Below are 13505 nucleotides of genomic sequence, written 5' to 3' on the forward strand. Positions count from 1 at the left end.
AAAAGAGGTGAAGAATGTGAGGAAGATCTTGTTGCTTGTCGTTGGCGCAATTATCTGGCTTGTTCTTGCTGGTTATAACAATAATTATGTTGAGCCTGAAACGGCGAAGGAAATGGCGACGAACACCACAGAAGAAAACCAATCTGAGTTAGAAGTAGAAGAAATTGAAAAACCGGATGTCTTATCGGATGAATTTTTACTTCTAGATGATCAGAAGAAAAAAATTGAGAAAGCAAAAGAATCTCAGGACGTTCAAGAAGGAATTGAACCAGTGCAACTTGAAATACCCGCCATTGATGTGACAGCCGATATCGAGAATGTAGGCGTTTTAGATAACGGGCAAATGGGTGTACCAGAGGATATCAACAAAGTTGGCTGGTTTGAGCCCGGCTTTAAGCCAGGTACAAAAGGAAATGCTGTCCTTGCCGGGCACGTCGATAGTAAAACGGGACCAGCGATCTTCTTTTATCTCGAAAAACTTTCAAAAGGAGACGAAATTATTTTAACTGGTCAAGATGGTGAAACAATGACCTTCGTTGTAACCGGTAAAGAAAGATACCCATATGATGATTCTCCAATTGAGAAGATTTTTGGACCAACTGATTCACGTACATTGAATCTCATTACATGTGTTGGCACATTTAATCGGTCGAAAGGGACACATGAAGAAAGACTTGTTGTGTCTACCGAATTAAAAGAGGACGATGCTGATAAAAAGGAACAAGTAAATCCTGACGAAGTACCTGATGCACCAACAAACCTTAGTGTTAGCGGCAACTTTCTTTCGTGGCACGCTGTTCGTGATGAAAATGTGGTAGGTTATCGGATTTATAAAGCCGATGCGTACGGAGTATACAAACAAATTGAGAGTGTATCAAATCTTGAACGAAAGAGCTTTACCGATCCAGATGCCTCAAGCTCTTCCTACTATGTTACAGCGGTTAATATTTTTGGAAATGAATCGGCGCCTTCTAAAAAAATAACTTCAGACGAATAAGAAAGAGCCCAGCTGAAATTTTCAGCAGGGCTCTTTTTTGGCTATCTAGAACTAACTCGCTTTCTTCATTTCAAATTCAACAAGATAACGGTTAAAGTAGTCGTCTGTTTCACTCTTAATCACTTTATAAAGCAACAATAGCGCAATTAAGTTTGGAATCATCATTAAGGCATTGGCCATATCTGCAAAGGCCCACACGGTTGTTAAGTTCGCAACTGTTCCAACAAAGCACGCTAGTATATATACGGCACCATAATAAATCGTTATTTTTGTACCAACAAGGTATTCAAAACATTTATACCCATACACGTACCAGCCGATAATGGTCGAGAAACCAAAGAAAATAACAGAGAACGTGACGATATATTCACCAACCATACCGAGACTTGATCCAAAGGCAGCAGTCGTTAAAGCACCCGCTTCCAGGTTTGGATCATGCACAACTCCTGAAAGCTCTCCTCCTGTTGGATCCCAAAATCCTGTAATGAGGAGCACGAGCGCCGTCATTGTACAAACAATAATTGTTACAATAAACGTACCCGTCATCGCAACGAGCGCTTGTTTTACAGGGTGATCCGCTTTTGCATTTCCTGCAATTAGCGCTGCTGTACCCAGGCCTGCTTCATTAGAAAAAATCCCTTTGGAAACGCCGGATTTCACTGCTTCCATTACAATTACACCAGAAAATCCTCCCACAGCCGATAGAGGAGAGAAAGCATACGTGAAGATTAACTTCATTGCTGGAATAACCGCGTCGAAGTTTAGGATGATGATAATGACCGCTCCTACTATGTAGAGTACTGCCATAATTGGAACAAAGAAACCTGCGACAGAACTAATCCGTTTCACACCACCAAAAATAATAAGTGCTGTAAGCGCAGCAAGGATAACCCCCGTTACCCATCCATCAATGTTAAAACTTTCATCAACAACACTTGCGATCGTATTCGATTGAACGCTATTCCCGATGCCAAGTGAAGCGATAGCACCAAATAACGCAAACGAGATCGCGAGCCACTTCCATTTTGGACCGAGTCCCTTTTCAACATAATACATTGGTCCACCTGCATACTCACCATTATCATTTTTCACTCGGTATTTCATAGCAAGCAGGGCTTCACCATATTTGGTCGCCATACCGACGAGACCAACGACCCACATCCAGAAGATAGCGCCTGGTCCACCAATCGTAATGGCCGTCGCAACACCCGCAATGTTTCCATTTCCGATCGTTGCCGCAAGGGCTGTCATCAAAGCTTTATAGTTACTAACATCACCTTCAGCACTGCTGTCCTCTTCTTTTTCTTTTGAAAATGCCAACTTAAACGCATACCCAAGTTTCCGAAACTGCAGTCCTTTTAAAATTAACGTGAGAAAGACACCTGTTCCAAATAACAAAATTAGACTTGGTGCTCCCCAAAGAACGCCGTTAATTTTCTGTAGCCATTCTAAGATGTTCATTCTCTCTACTCCTTTATGTTAACGCTTTCATGCACTGACCTATACCACATTATCATTAGTTCGCCTTCATCGCAATTTTTTCGTCGAAAAATGATGAAAAAGTCACTAATTATTTTTCTATAACGATGTAATAAATACAAGGAGTAACATTATCCAACAGAAAAAAGAGACTTAACGGATGTTAAGTCTCCCATGGAATAAACTCTATAGCTGACCAATCGCATCACTGATGCTATGGTCACCGTCTAGAACCTCAAATGAACGATTAAACGTATGCTCATTCTCTAGAACTTCAGCTAGAACAGCCGCTACATCTTCGCGTGGAATTTGACCAGATTTATCTTCTAATGTTTCAGAAGCTCTAACCTTTCCTGTACCAGGGTCATTTGAAAGACGGCCCGGGCGAAGGATCGTGTACGTTAAGTTTGTAGCTTTTAAGTGCTCATCAGCACGTTTTTTCGCATATAAGTAAGGCTTCATTTCATCTGGTCCTTTTTCTGGGTAATCGGACCCAACCGTGCTTAGCATTACAAAGCGCTTAATGCCCTGTTGCTTCGCTTCATCAACGGCTTTAATTGCACCTTCTTGGTCAATCATGATCGTTTTATCCGCACCAGTGTGTGGGCCTGAACCTGCAGCGAAGATCACCGCTTCACAGCCATACAACGCTTGTGAGAAATCTTTCTCAAGATCACCGAGTACTGTTTTGCCTCCAGCATCTTCAATCGCCTTGACTTGGTCTGTATCGCGAATCATACCAACTGGTTCGTGACCGCGTTCAGCTAATTTCGAAATTAAATGTGTTCCTACTTGTCCATTTGCTCCAATAACGAGTACTTTCATGACAATTCGTCCTCCTTTAAAAACCTTCACACTTGTTATATTCCGCAAATTCATCTTTTTAAACCAACGAATGTGCAAAGTGCTAAAAGCAGACCTGGTTTCGCCCATTTTTCTTCGCTTTATAAAGACACTTGTCTGCTCGTTCCACTGATGTCATGAGAGGTTTTTGTTGGTCGAGTTCAGCTAGTCCAATGGAAACCGAAACATTTTGTATTTCTTCTCCCATTTCAGTAATGAATTGCTGTTTACTCAAACTTCGCTGCAAGGTTTTCATCCGATTGTAAGCCTCGTCCTTCGTAGCCGCTTCGAGCATAACAATAAATTCCTCTCCTCCGTATCGTCCAACAAGCCAATCATCCTGTTCTGAAAGAAAAGCGGCAAAATCAGCAAGAACACGATCGCCATTCAAATGACCGTATGTGTCATTAATTTGTTTGAAAAAATCAAGGTCAAGCATGGCCACCACTTTCAATAAATGACTCTCATGGTCTCTCGCTTTTTTAAGAAAACTTCTAAGGTTTAAAAGGCCTGTCAAAGAGTCGTGTTCAGCATAAAAACGAAGTTGCTCACTCATCTCAAGATTTTTTGTACTCATTTGTATAAAGAAATACATGATTAGCGCAGATAACTGAAAGGAAATAAACCGCATTAAATACGAATAGACGGTAATGTCTTCTGAAATAATATGGCCAACGATCGCATCCGAAATAAACCAGATGCCAATAAAATAAAAAAACAGCTTTAAATATGTAAGGTTTTGAACAAGCTTCCTTCGTACTAGCATGGTTACAAAGGTCGGGATTAACAAGGTGAAAAAGAGTTCGAGGTAAATAAATTCACCTGGAAAAGCAAACCGAGCTAAGATAATGATGATAAGAACGGGAATGCCAAATTGGTAGCCATGATACAAAACGAGTATCACCATTGGAATGGTTCGCAAATCGAACAGATAACCGTCTAACGAAACCGGAAGCATATAGAGGCAGATAATACCGATTGCCACAATCAGGATATGCGAGACTGCAACAACGTAATTGGGCCACCGTTTTTGAAAGGCGAGATAGTATAAGCTTTGAATGCAAAGATGCATAAACAATAAGATTGAGAAATTAGCTAATAAAGATTGCATCGGGCCGTGTCACATCCATAATGATTATTTTTATTGTTTCTTACTTAAAGATTCTACACCTTGATTCTACACCTATTTTATCGTTTTTGGAAAATAATAGCATGTCCTTATTCTATCTGTTATGAAAAAACCAAGTATCACTCCTTCCGGAGAAATACTTGGTTTCATAATAAGCAGTCGGGGGATGACCTCTTCACTTATTTAGTATAATTTTTGCAAAGCTTCTTTATCAAATGGTAAAAGGTCATCTGCACGCCCATCGCGTACTTTGCTTACCCATTCAGGATCCATTAATAAAGAGCGACCAATGGCAACAAGATCAAATTCCTCATTTTCTAGCTTTCCAATCAAGCCATCAAGACTCGTTGTATTGGCACCTGAGAAGCTTGTAAATTCGCCATCAAGTCCAACAGATCCTACTGAAATAACTGGCTTACCAGTCAGTTTCTTCGTCCAACCTGCTAAATTCAATTCGGAACCTTCAAATTCAGGCTCCCAAAAACGACGTGTTGAACAGTGGAAAATATCCACTCCAGCTTCAACGAGCGGCGCTAGGAACTGTTCTAATTCCTCCGGTGTAGTGGCAAGCTTCGCTTTAAAATCGTGCATTTTCCATTGAGAAAAACGGAAAATAATCGGGAAGTCTGGACCAACTTTCCGACGGCACGCTTCAATGATCTCAACTGCGAACTGTGTTCTCCCTACAAGATCGCCACCGTAGCGGTCAGTGCGCTGATTTGTTTGTTCATAGAAAAACTGGTCAATTAAATAACCGTGTGCTCCGTGAAGTTCAATCGCATCAAAACCGAGTCGCTTAGCATCTGCTGCCGCCTGAGCGTAAGCTTCAACGAGCTGTTCAACTTCTTCTGTAGTTAAAGGCTCGTTTACTTTCTCACCGGATAGTGCTAGACCTGATGGGCCAACTGGTTGTGCTTCTTCGTTTGGCAGTTCACCCATTTTTCGAGTCATTCCAACGTGCCAAAGCTGAGGGGCAATTTTACCGCCAGCTTTATGCACTTCTTTGACGACATTCTCCCAGCCATTAAGTGCTTCTTCACCATGAAATACTGGAATACTTGCACCTGAAACAGAAGAAGGATGGTTAATACCTGTCCCTTCTGTGACGATTAATCCAACACCATTTTCAGCTCTACGGCGATAATAGGCAGCTACATCTTCACCTGGTACATTTCCTGGTGAAAAACCTCTCGTCATTGGAGCCATAACCGTACGATTTTCTAAAGTTAATTTCTCACTATTGAACGTTTTGAATAACGCTTCGGTTGTTTTTGTTGTGTGTGTCAATTTGGTTTCCTCCTCTATCCTTCGTGCACTTTATATTATTTCAAAGTCACATTTTAAATGAAAGCAATCTGTTTGTGTGATGTGCTCGTGACGTTATTGTTCATGAAAAATGCTGTTAATTCCGCGCTACTCACCATAATTACGCGAAAAGTCGATTATTTCCGCGATTTTTAAATTAATTCCGCGATCTGCCAAATCACAAAAAAATCATAGGCAAAGCACCTATGATTTCCTGTCTCAACTACTTATTCTCATATTTAGCTGAAAGAAAGCCTAAAGTTGCCCCCAATATGGCTCCACCCAGAACCTCAACAGGTTGATGTCCAAGAAGCTCTTTCAACTCTTTTTCTCTTTCCACGAATTGCATACTGGGGTAATCACCAGAGATTGTCGCCAGGTTATCTTCTAAGTCGTTTACTAGAGCAGCAATTTCTCCAGTATGACGCCTAACTCCCTGAGCATCATACATCACAATCACCCCGAAAATAGTCGCAAGAGCCGTTTCTGTATGACGAGACCCTTTGTGTGATGCAATGTAAGAAGTAAGGGCTGCAACACCAGCGGAATGCGAACTCGGCATTCCACCGGTTGTCGCGACCTGTTTCAAATCCCATTCTCCTGATAACTTCTTATGCGTTAGGATCTTCAATCCTTGAGCAATCGCAATTGACGAAACCGCCGTTAAAATTCCTCTGTTCATTTTTTGCATCTCTCTCATCCTCCACTTTGCTATCTTTTCTGCCCGAGCAGAATGTTCTATTAGACGCATTACCCTTTTCAGAGGAATTCTACGCAGAGAGAGTGCTAATTTAGAAAACAAGTTGCTTTTATCTATGCTGATCAACAAGAATAGGATTGCCATCAGGGTCTTCTATTGTAAAACTCGCTGGCCCTTCACTTGATTCATCCGCTTCAGAAAGGATTTTTACACCGTTTTCTTTTAGCTTATTTTGAAGGATTCGGACGTCCGTAAACGACTCAAGGTTTTCAGCGTTCTCATCCCAACCAGGATTAAACGTAAGCATATTTTTCTCAAACATTCCTTGGAAAAGGCCAATAACTGTACTTCCATTCTTCATAATCAGCCAATTATGAGAGATATCTCCCCCTAACGATTGGAAACCTAATTTTTCATAAAAATTCTTTGACGCTTCAATATCCTTCACACTTAAACTGACAGAAAAAGCCCCTAAATTCATCATTTCTACCTCCTCCTACTAGTTGCTACAAACGTTCTTCTACATTTCCACGTTTCTTACCTTCTTTCAAACATGAAGTAAGATTTCCGCTTGTAGGGTTTTCACTACTCTTCATAATCAATTTTCAAGCCATCCACATGCTTTCGATTCATCAATTTCTTTTTCTTTCTGTTCTCAACCGATTCAAAAAGGATATCAAAATCATAATTCTCAGGGTAAAGTTCGCTTGCAGGCAGAAGGAGTTTTAATCGCTTCGCATGAATCGTCTCTTTTTTGCCATTCATCATGACAATCACGTTCCCAAACTCATCAATCGGTTTGTAAACAATTCCTTTTTCCTCCATAGAAGGTATCGCCACGCTGTCTCCAATGGCAAACTGTTCAAAGTGCTTTTCAACCTGTACTTTTTGCCGTCGCGGTTGATCATCGACCTTTTTACTTTTCAACTGTTGTTCATAGTGCCAATCGCGCTGATCTCGCTTATCGTAAGTTTGCTTCTCCTGATACGTAATCTCATGTGCCCGTTCAATGATGGCAGGATGCATGCCAAGCCGAAGTGCAATTGCGAATGCCTGACTTTCACCGGGTATGCCTATGCGAAGCTTAAACGTTGGCCGCAAGGATTCTGGATCAAACTCCATGGATCCATTCTCGAAATCAGGATGGGCAGATGCAAAATTCTTCATCTCGCTATAATGCGTCGTAGAAAGAATGGTTGCGCCAAGGCGATTTAATTGTTCTAAAATCGATACAGCAATTCCCATCCCTTCACCAGGGTCTGTGCCTGAACCAAGTTCATCTAGAATGACAAGAGCATCAGGTCCAGCATCTTGTAAAATGGTAATGATATTCGAAATTCGTGAAGAGAAGGTACTTAACGATTGTTCAATACTCTGTCCATCGCCAATATCAACGAGAATGGCACCAAACATTCCAAACAAAGAAGACTTTTCAGCCGGAATGTGTAAGCCACATTGCACCATCATCGCAAGAAGACCGACTGTTTTAATGGCAACGGTTTTCCCTCCTGTATTAGGGCCTGTAATGACTAAACCTTTATACCCTTTCCCAAGTTCAAGAGTTAGAGGAACTGCTTCTTTTGCTAATAAAGGATGACGACCATTGCGTAGTTCAATCATCGGCTCAGGTGATAGCTGAACTTGACTGCCATCAATCGCTACACTATATTTAGCTTTGGCAAAAATATAATCATAGTGCGTCATCGTTTCAATGTTAATGGAGATCTCCTGTGCATATCGCTCCACTTCTCCAGTTAGCCTGCTCAGAATGCGCTGTTCCTCTAGGTATTCATCTGCTTTTAATTCATTTAAATCTACTTGAACTTTCCGAACTTCTTCTGGCTCAATGTATACGGTCGACCCACTTGACGATTGGTCATGTACCGTTCCTTTGATTTGTTTACGATATTCCTTTTTCACTGCTACAACATAATGACCGTTACGATCACTAATAATGGTATCCTGGAGAGCTTTTCGTTTCGATGATGAGCGCAAAATTTGGTTGAGTTTCTCCTTCACCCTTTCTTCATATACAGTTATTTTCTTTCTTATTCTACCTAACTCTTTACTCGCTAGATCGTCAATTTCTCCATTTCGTATCGCTCGTTTCAACTCTTCTTCTAGATCCGTCAGTTCATAAAGAGAATGCACATAGCTTGAAATCGTAGGAGCTAACCACTCTTTCCCTGCCATAAACTGCTTCATTTTCCGCCCACTTTCAATCAAATCAAGTACGGTTGTGAGCTGGTCAGGTCGTAATGCAACTCCCTTGTTTAGTTGCTTCATCACTTGAATAATGCCATGAAGACCATGAAGAGGAACGCTTGAACTCTTTTGGATAATGCCTTTTGCCTCGGTTGTTTCATTTAATCTGTTTTGTACCACATGCTTATCATGTGAGGGTTTCATTTTCTGAATCTCACCTTTCGCTTCTTCAGAAAGCGCATAGTAGGCGATCTCGCTCCGAATTTTATCAAATTCAAGTGTTTTCATCGTTTGTTCGTTCAATTTTCTTCCTCCTAGATTGTTCTTTATTTCTCCGATAAAGCATTTGTTCAATTAACATACATACACACCCTTTCTCCTTCAACGAAAAAAAGAGCTACAAATGAACACAGGTTCACTCGTAGCTCTTTTATAAAAGGGTAGACTTCCCCATTCCCATGCTTAAAAAAGCATATAAAAAGCCGCGCACAGAGGCGCAGCTGGAATGGTCGTCATCATTCATGAGCTTAATCTGTGTTCTTAACTAAATTGACAGAAGGCATAATTAAATAAGCATAGTATTTATGCGTCTTTAAAAACCATACTGTCTATAAAATTACGTTAGTTAAGAATCACCGATAACATAAACTTTTCCCCTTTTTCTTTTCAGGTTACACTTATTATAAGGGAGGGTGTCACTTCTTTCAAGCCCAGATTTAAAAGGCGTGAGAAGTTGTCCCACCATCAATGATAAGATTCTGCCCTGTTGTATAGCTAGAATAAGGTGAAGCGAGATAAAGAACAGCAGGAATTAGCTCCTCCAATTGACCAATACGATGCATCGGATTACTGTTCTTAATTTTATTTAAAAGGATCGGGTTCTCAAGCGCTTTTTCGTTAAATGGTGTTTTTATGAAACCAGGACTAATCGCATTCACGGTAATGCCAAGCGGAGATAGCTCTTGTGCTAGCTGTTTCGACAATTGTGCAACTGCCGCTTTGCTTGGGCCATAAGGTGTGGAAAATGGCAGGCCAACTTCACTTGCCATCGATGCAATGTTAATAATTCGTGATCCTTGTTGTTCTTTCAAATCAGGGAGAACTGCTCTTGTCATCATATAAACAGATTTCACATTTGTTTCCATCACGTCATCCCATTCACTAGGTTCCAACTCTTCGATCGATTTACGCACCGTTTTACCTGCATTATTAATAAGAATAGTAATCGAACCAAGCTTCTCATGGATATCAGTTACGAATTCTTTAATACTCTCTTCCTTTGTAACATCATAAGCAAATGGAAGAACTGTTCCATTTGTTTCTTTGCTTAATTCTTCTGCCGTTTCTTCAAGTATATTTGAGGTTCGTCCTACTATAGCAACTTTAGCACCAGCTTCAGAGAGAGCACGAGCCATTGCTTTTCCAATCCCTCTTGCTCCACCCGTAACGACGGCTAGCTTGTTTGATAGATCAAAATACTTCATTTTCAACCTCCTCCTCTACTTTCTCTACCATACAAAAGAAATTTATTTTCTTCGACTCAAATGCATTACATCGAACAAGAAAGCGCTTTTTTTCTATCATTCGACAATTTTCAGAAAAAAATTATTTTGTATTATAAAGGTTATTGTGGTAATTTGTTAGAATATTTAGTATTAACATACATAAAGGAGGAGTTCTTATTGGAAGCAGCATTAAATAGTATTAGTGGATTCGTGTGGGGGTGGCCCTTGCTCATCCTGCTCGTTGGAACGGGTATTTACCTCACGATCCGTCTTGGTTTTCTCCAATTCACCATGCTTCCATATGCGTTGAAGCAAGCCTTCACGAAGAAGCAAGATAAAACATCTGAAGGGGATATTTCTCATTTCCAGGCTTTAATGACAGCCCTTGCTGCTACAATCGGAACAGGTAATATCGCCGGTGTTGCAACAGCGGTTTTCGTGGGGGGACCTGGTGCTGTTCTTTGGATGTGGATCAGCGCGCTCTTCGGAATGGCCACAAAATATGCAGAAGCCATTCTCGCAGTTAAATACCGCTCTGTGAACGCAAAAGGTGAAATGTCAGGTGGACCGATGTACTACCTTGATAAAGGCCTTAATATGAAATGGCTTGGTATGATCTTTGCATTCTTTGGTGCTTTTGCTGCATTTGGTATTGGTAATATGGTGCAATCCAACTCAGTTGCTGATGCAGTGGCTACTTTTGGTATTGCACCTTGGATTACCGGTCTTGTCTTAATGTTTTTCACTGGAATGGTTATTCTTGGTGGAATAAAAAGCATTGGTAAAGTAACAGCTTACTTCGTTCCTGTCATGGCCTTATTTTATGTTATCGGAGGACTAGTTGTTATTTTCATGAACCTTGAGCTTGTGCCTGCTGCTGTATCGCTTATTTTCTCAGATGCCTTTACAGGTGAAGCTGCTGCTGGTGGTGCGATTGGTGCCGTTATTCGTTACGGTGTAGCGCGTGGTGTATTCTCGAATGAAGCTGGGCTTGGTTCCGCTCCAATTGCTGCTGCAGCTGCGAAAACCGATTATCCAGGTCGTCAGGCTCTTGTATCAATGACCCAGGTTTTCATTGATACGATTGTTGTCTGTTCCATCACTGGAATCGCGCTCGTTATGGGAGACCTTTACGGAGGCGACTTGAATGGTGCTGCGTTAACAACGGCAACATTTGAAAAGTTCCTTGGCGTTCCTGGTGCACTTATTGTTACGATTGGTCTTATTCTTTTTGCTTATTCTACTGTTCTTGGCTGGTCGTATTACGGAGAAAAGTGCTTCTCATATCTGTTTGGAGACGCATCGATCAAATATTATCGCTTCGTTTTCGTATTAGCCGTTTTTGTAGGAACAACGTTAAAACTAAACGTTGTTTGGTTACTTGCAGATATCTTCAATGGCTTAATGGCACTACCAAACTTAATTGGCCTACTCGGTCTATCTGGGGTTGTGGTTGCTGAGACAAAACGTTTCCTTGAGAAAGTAAAGGAAGAAAAACGTGAGGCGCATTCCACAGGCGTTTCAAATTAAAAAGGTGTCGGGGGAAATGCCCCCGACACCTTTTCTTATGAGCTTTCTTCCATTTGAAACTGTTGTTGCGCGAGTTCCTTATACAGATTGCTGTTCATAAACAATTCTTCATGAGTACCTTGAGCGGATACTTTTCCATTTTCCATTACCAATATTTGATCTGCATGGACAACCGTTGAAAGACGATGAGCAATCACAATTGTCGTTCGATCTTTCATTAAATTGTTTAAGGCACGTTGCACTTGAACTTCTGACGTACTATCAAGACTAGACGTCGCTTCGTCTAACAAAAGGATAGATGGATTTCGTACAATTGCTCGAGCAATGGCGATCCGCTGGCGTTGACCACCTGAAAGCTTGATTCCTCTTTCGCCAATTTCAGTATCAAGTCCATTCGGAAGATCCTGTATGAAAGGAAGGGCATATGCCTGGCTGGCTGCGACTTCAATATCCTGATCCGAAACCTCTTTCTCCAACCCATATACAATATTTTTTTTAATCGTTCCGGCTATGAGTGGACTCTCCTGTGAGACATAGCCGATTTGCTTCCGCCAGGACACAAGTGAAAAGCGACTGATCTCATTATCTCCTAGTTTAATTTCTCCTTCTTGTGGTCGATAAAAGCGTTCAATCAAAGAAAAAGTCGTTGTTTTTCCGCTACCGCTAGGCCCAACAATAGCTGTAACCTTACCTGGTGGCACTTCAAAAGATGCTTTTTTCAAGACCATTTCTTTCCCATATGAAAATTCAACATTATTAAATGAAAGGACTTGTGCCGGGTTTTTGACTTCTTCTCCATTTAGTCGCTCTTCACTCTCATGATCAAGTAAGAATTGGAGACGTTCTGTTGCGCCCATCGCTTTTTGAATGGCTGTTAGAAAACGCGCCATCGAACTAAACGGAATAATGATTTGAAACAAGTATAAAAGAAAGGCAACGAGTTCTCCTGCCGTTAATTCTCCTGTCGACACACGTACGCCGCCATATCCAACAATAATGACGAGCACCCCCATCAACAGTAGTGTCATAAGAGGCATGAGGAGCGCATAAATTTTTGCTTCTTTCATACTATAGCCAAAAACATTTTTTATGCCATTCTTTCCGTTCTCCTCTTCCACATTTTCTGCCATGGAGAATTTCACGAGCCGAACTTCTGATAACACTTGAGTAATCGTTGCCGTGAATTTGGCCGTTTCTTCCTGCAAACCTTTTGATACTTTATACATTCTCTTTCCGATAAAACGAATGCCAATCATCATAATTGGAACGACAGCAAGTAAGATCGCCGTTAATTTCCAATCTAAGTAAAGTAAAATCCCTATCGAACCGACAATGGAGAGCGTGCTCGTTAACAAACTAATCAAATGATTTGATACGAGATCTTTGATAACCCCTGTATCGTTTACAATCCGACTCGTCGTATCGCCCACACGATTTTGATCAAAGTACTCAACTTGAAGAGAAAGCACTTTCTTCATTAAACGCTCCCTTAAACGAGCCACGACTGTTTCACCGATATATAAGAGCAAATACATGGATAAACCCGAAAAAATCGCTTGAACGATAAAAGCAGCAATTAATAACGTAATAACCCCTGATGAAAGCGTGCTTCCTGAAAGCTGATCCACTAGATTTTTCGTAAAAAATGGAACAATTAATCCAGCGATCGTTCCAATCGTACTCATCGCAATGGCTGCTGCTACGAGAGGTTTCGACGGGTTTGTATCTCGGATTAGTTTTGAAAGCCCACGCCAGTTCATCTTTTTATCTTGATCGACTACCTTTGCCATTCTCATCCCCCTTGTACTCTCT

11 protein-coding genes are annotated in these 13505 nt (G+C 41.1%); 2 read left to right on the top strand and 9 right to left on the bottom strand.

Annotated features, from left to right (window positions below; all coding sequences use genetic code 11):
- The first annotated feature begins 16 nt into the window (after positions 1-16).
- Positions 17-997, top strand: a complete 981-nt coding sequence (locus ATG70_RS14365; protein WP_142329584.1) for a class F sortase — start codon at positions 17-19, stop codon at positions 995-997.
- Positions 998-1048: 51 nt separating this feature from the next.
- Here ATG70_RS14365 and ATG70_RS14370 read toward each other — a convergent pair whose 3' ends face one another.
- The 8 genes from ATG70_RS14370 to ATG70_RS14405 all read right to left on the bottom strand — a co-directional run bounded on the left by ATG70_RS14370 (position 1049) and on the right by ATG70_RS14405 (position 10142).
- On the bottom strand, positions 1049-2458 hold the full coding sequence (locus ATG70_RS14370; RefSeq protein WP_179886285.1) for an alanine/glycine:cation symporter family protein: 1410 nt from the start codon (positions 2456-2458) through the stop codon (positions 1049-1051).
- A gap of 204 nt (positions 2459-2662) precedes the next feature.
- Positions 2663-3301 carry an SDR family oxidoreductase gene (locus ATG70_RS14375; RefSeq protein ID WP_098444960.1) on the bottom strand — a complete coding sequence of 213 codons (639 nt, stop codon included), beginning with the start codon at positions 3299-3301 and terminating at the stop codon, positions 2663-2665.
- 82 nt (positions 3302-3383) lie between these two features.
- A complete protein-coding gene (locus ATG70_RS14380; RefSeq protein ID WP_098444961.1) occupies positions 3384-4430 on the bottom strand; it encodes a GGDEF domain-containing protein in 1047 nt (348 codons plus the stop codon).
- Positions 4431-4631: 201 nt separating this feature from the next.
- Entirely contained in the window at positions 4632-5735 is a 1104-nt protein-coding gene (locus ATG70_RS14385) for an NADH:flavin oxidoreductase (RefSeq protein WP_098444962.1), read from the bottom strand.
- 241 nt (positions 5736-5976) lie between these two features.
- Entirely contained in the window at positions 5977-6444 is a 468-nt protein-coding gene (locus ATG70_RS14390; RefSeq protein WP_098444963.1) for a divergent PAP2 family protein, read from the bottom strand.
- Positions 6445-6562: 118 nt separating this feature from the next.
- A complete protein-coding gene (locus tag ATG70_RS14395; RefSeq protein WP_098445836.1) occupies positions 6563-6934 on the bottom strand; it encodes a VOC family protein in 372 nt (123 codons plus the stop codon).
- 104 nt (positions 6935-7038) lie between these two features.
- Positions 7039-8961, bottom strand: a complete 1923-nt coding sequence (locus tag ATG70_RS14400; protein WP_098444964.1) for an endonuclease MutS2 — start codon at positions 8959-8961, stop codon at positions 7039-7041.
- Between the two features lie 413 nt (positions 8962-9374).
- Positions 9375-10142, bottom strand: a complete 768-nt coding sequence (locus ATG70_RS14405) for an SDR family NAD(P)-dependent oxidoreductase (RefSeq protein WP_098444965.1) — start codon at positions 10140-10142, stop codon at positions 9375-9377.
- Between the two features lie 198 nt (positions 10143-10340).
- Between ATG70_RS14405 and ATG70_RS14410 the strand changes: the two genes are divergently transcribed.
- Positions 10341-11693, top strand: a complete 1353-nt coding sequence (locus ATG70_RS14410) for an alanine/glycine:cation symporter family protein (protein ID WP_159784818.1) — start codon at positions 10341-10343, stop codon at positions 11691-11693.
- 35 nt (positions 11694-11728) lie between these two features.
- Here the strand turns inward: ATG70_RS14410 and ATG70_RS14415 are convergent, their stop codons facing one another.
- Positions 11729-13483: an ABC transporter ATP-binding protein gene (locus ATG70_RS14415; protein WP_142329585.1), complete on the bottom strand. Its 1755-nt coding sequence runs from the start codon at positions 13481-13483 to the stop codon at positions 11729-11731.
- Between the last annotated feature and the right edge of the window lie 22 nt (positions 13484-13505).

Source organism: Bacillus sp. es.036 (assembly GCF_002563635.1).
GTDB lineage: Bacteria > Bacillota > Bacilli > Bacillales > Guptibacillaceae > Guptibacillus.

Coding starts and splice junctions, on each gene's coding strand:
- ATG70_RS14370 (WP_179886285.1), bottom strand. CDS start 2,458: ATGAACATCTTAGAATGGCTACAGAAAATTAACGGCGTTCTTTGGGGA.
- ATG70_RS14375 (WP_098444960.1), bottom strand. CDS start 3,301: ATGAAAGTACTCGTTATTGGAGCAAATGGACAAGTAGGAACACATTTA.
- ATG70_RS14380 (WP_098444961.1), bottom strand. CDS start 4,430: ATGCAATCTTTATTAGCTAATTTCTCAATCTTATTGTTTATGCATCTT.
- ATG70_RS14390 (WP_098444963.1), bottom strand. CDS start 6,444: ATGCAAAAAATGAACAGAGGAATTTTAACGGCGGTTTCGTCAATTGCG.
- ATG70_RS14395 (WP_098445836.1), bottom strand. CDS start 6,934: ATGAATTTAGGGGCTTTTTCTGTCAGTTTAAGTGTGAAGGATATTGAA.
- ATG70_RS14405 (WP_098444965.1), bottom strand. CDS start 10,142: ATGAAGTATTTTGATCTATCAAACAAGCTAGCCGTCGTTACGGGTGGA.
- ATG70_RS14415 (WP_142329585.1), bottom strand. CDS start 13,483: ATGGCAAAGGTAGTCGATCAAGATAAAAAGATGAACTGGCGTGGGCTT.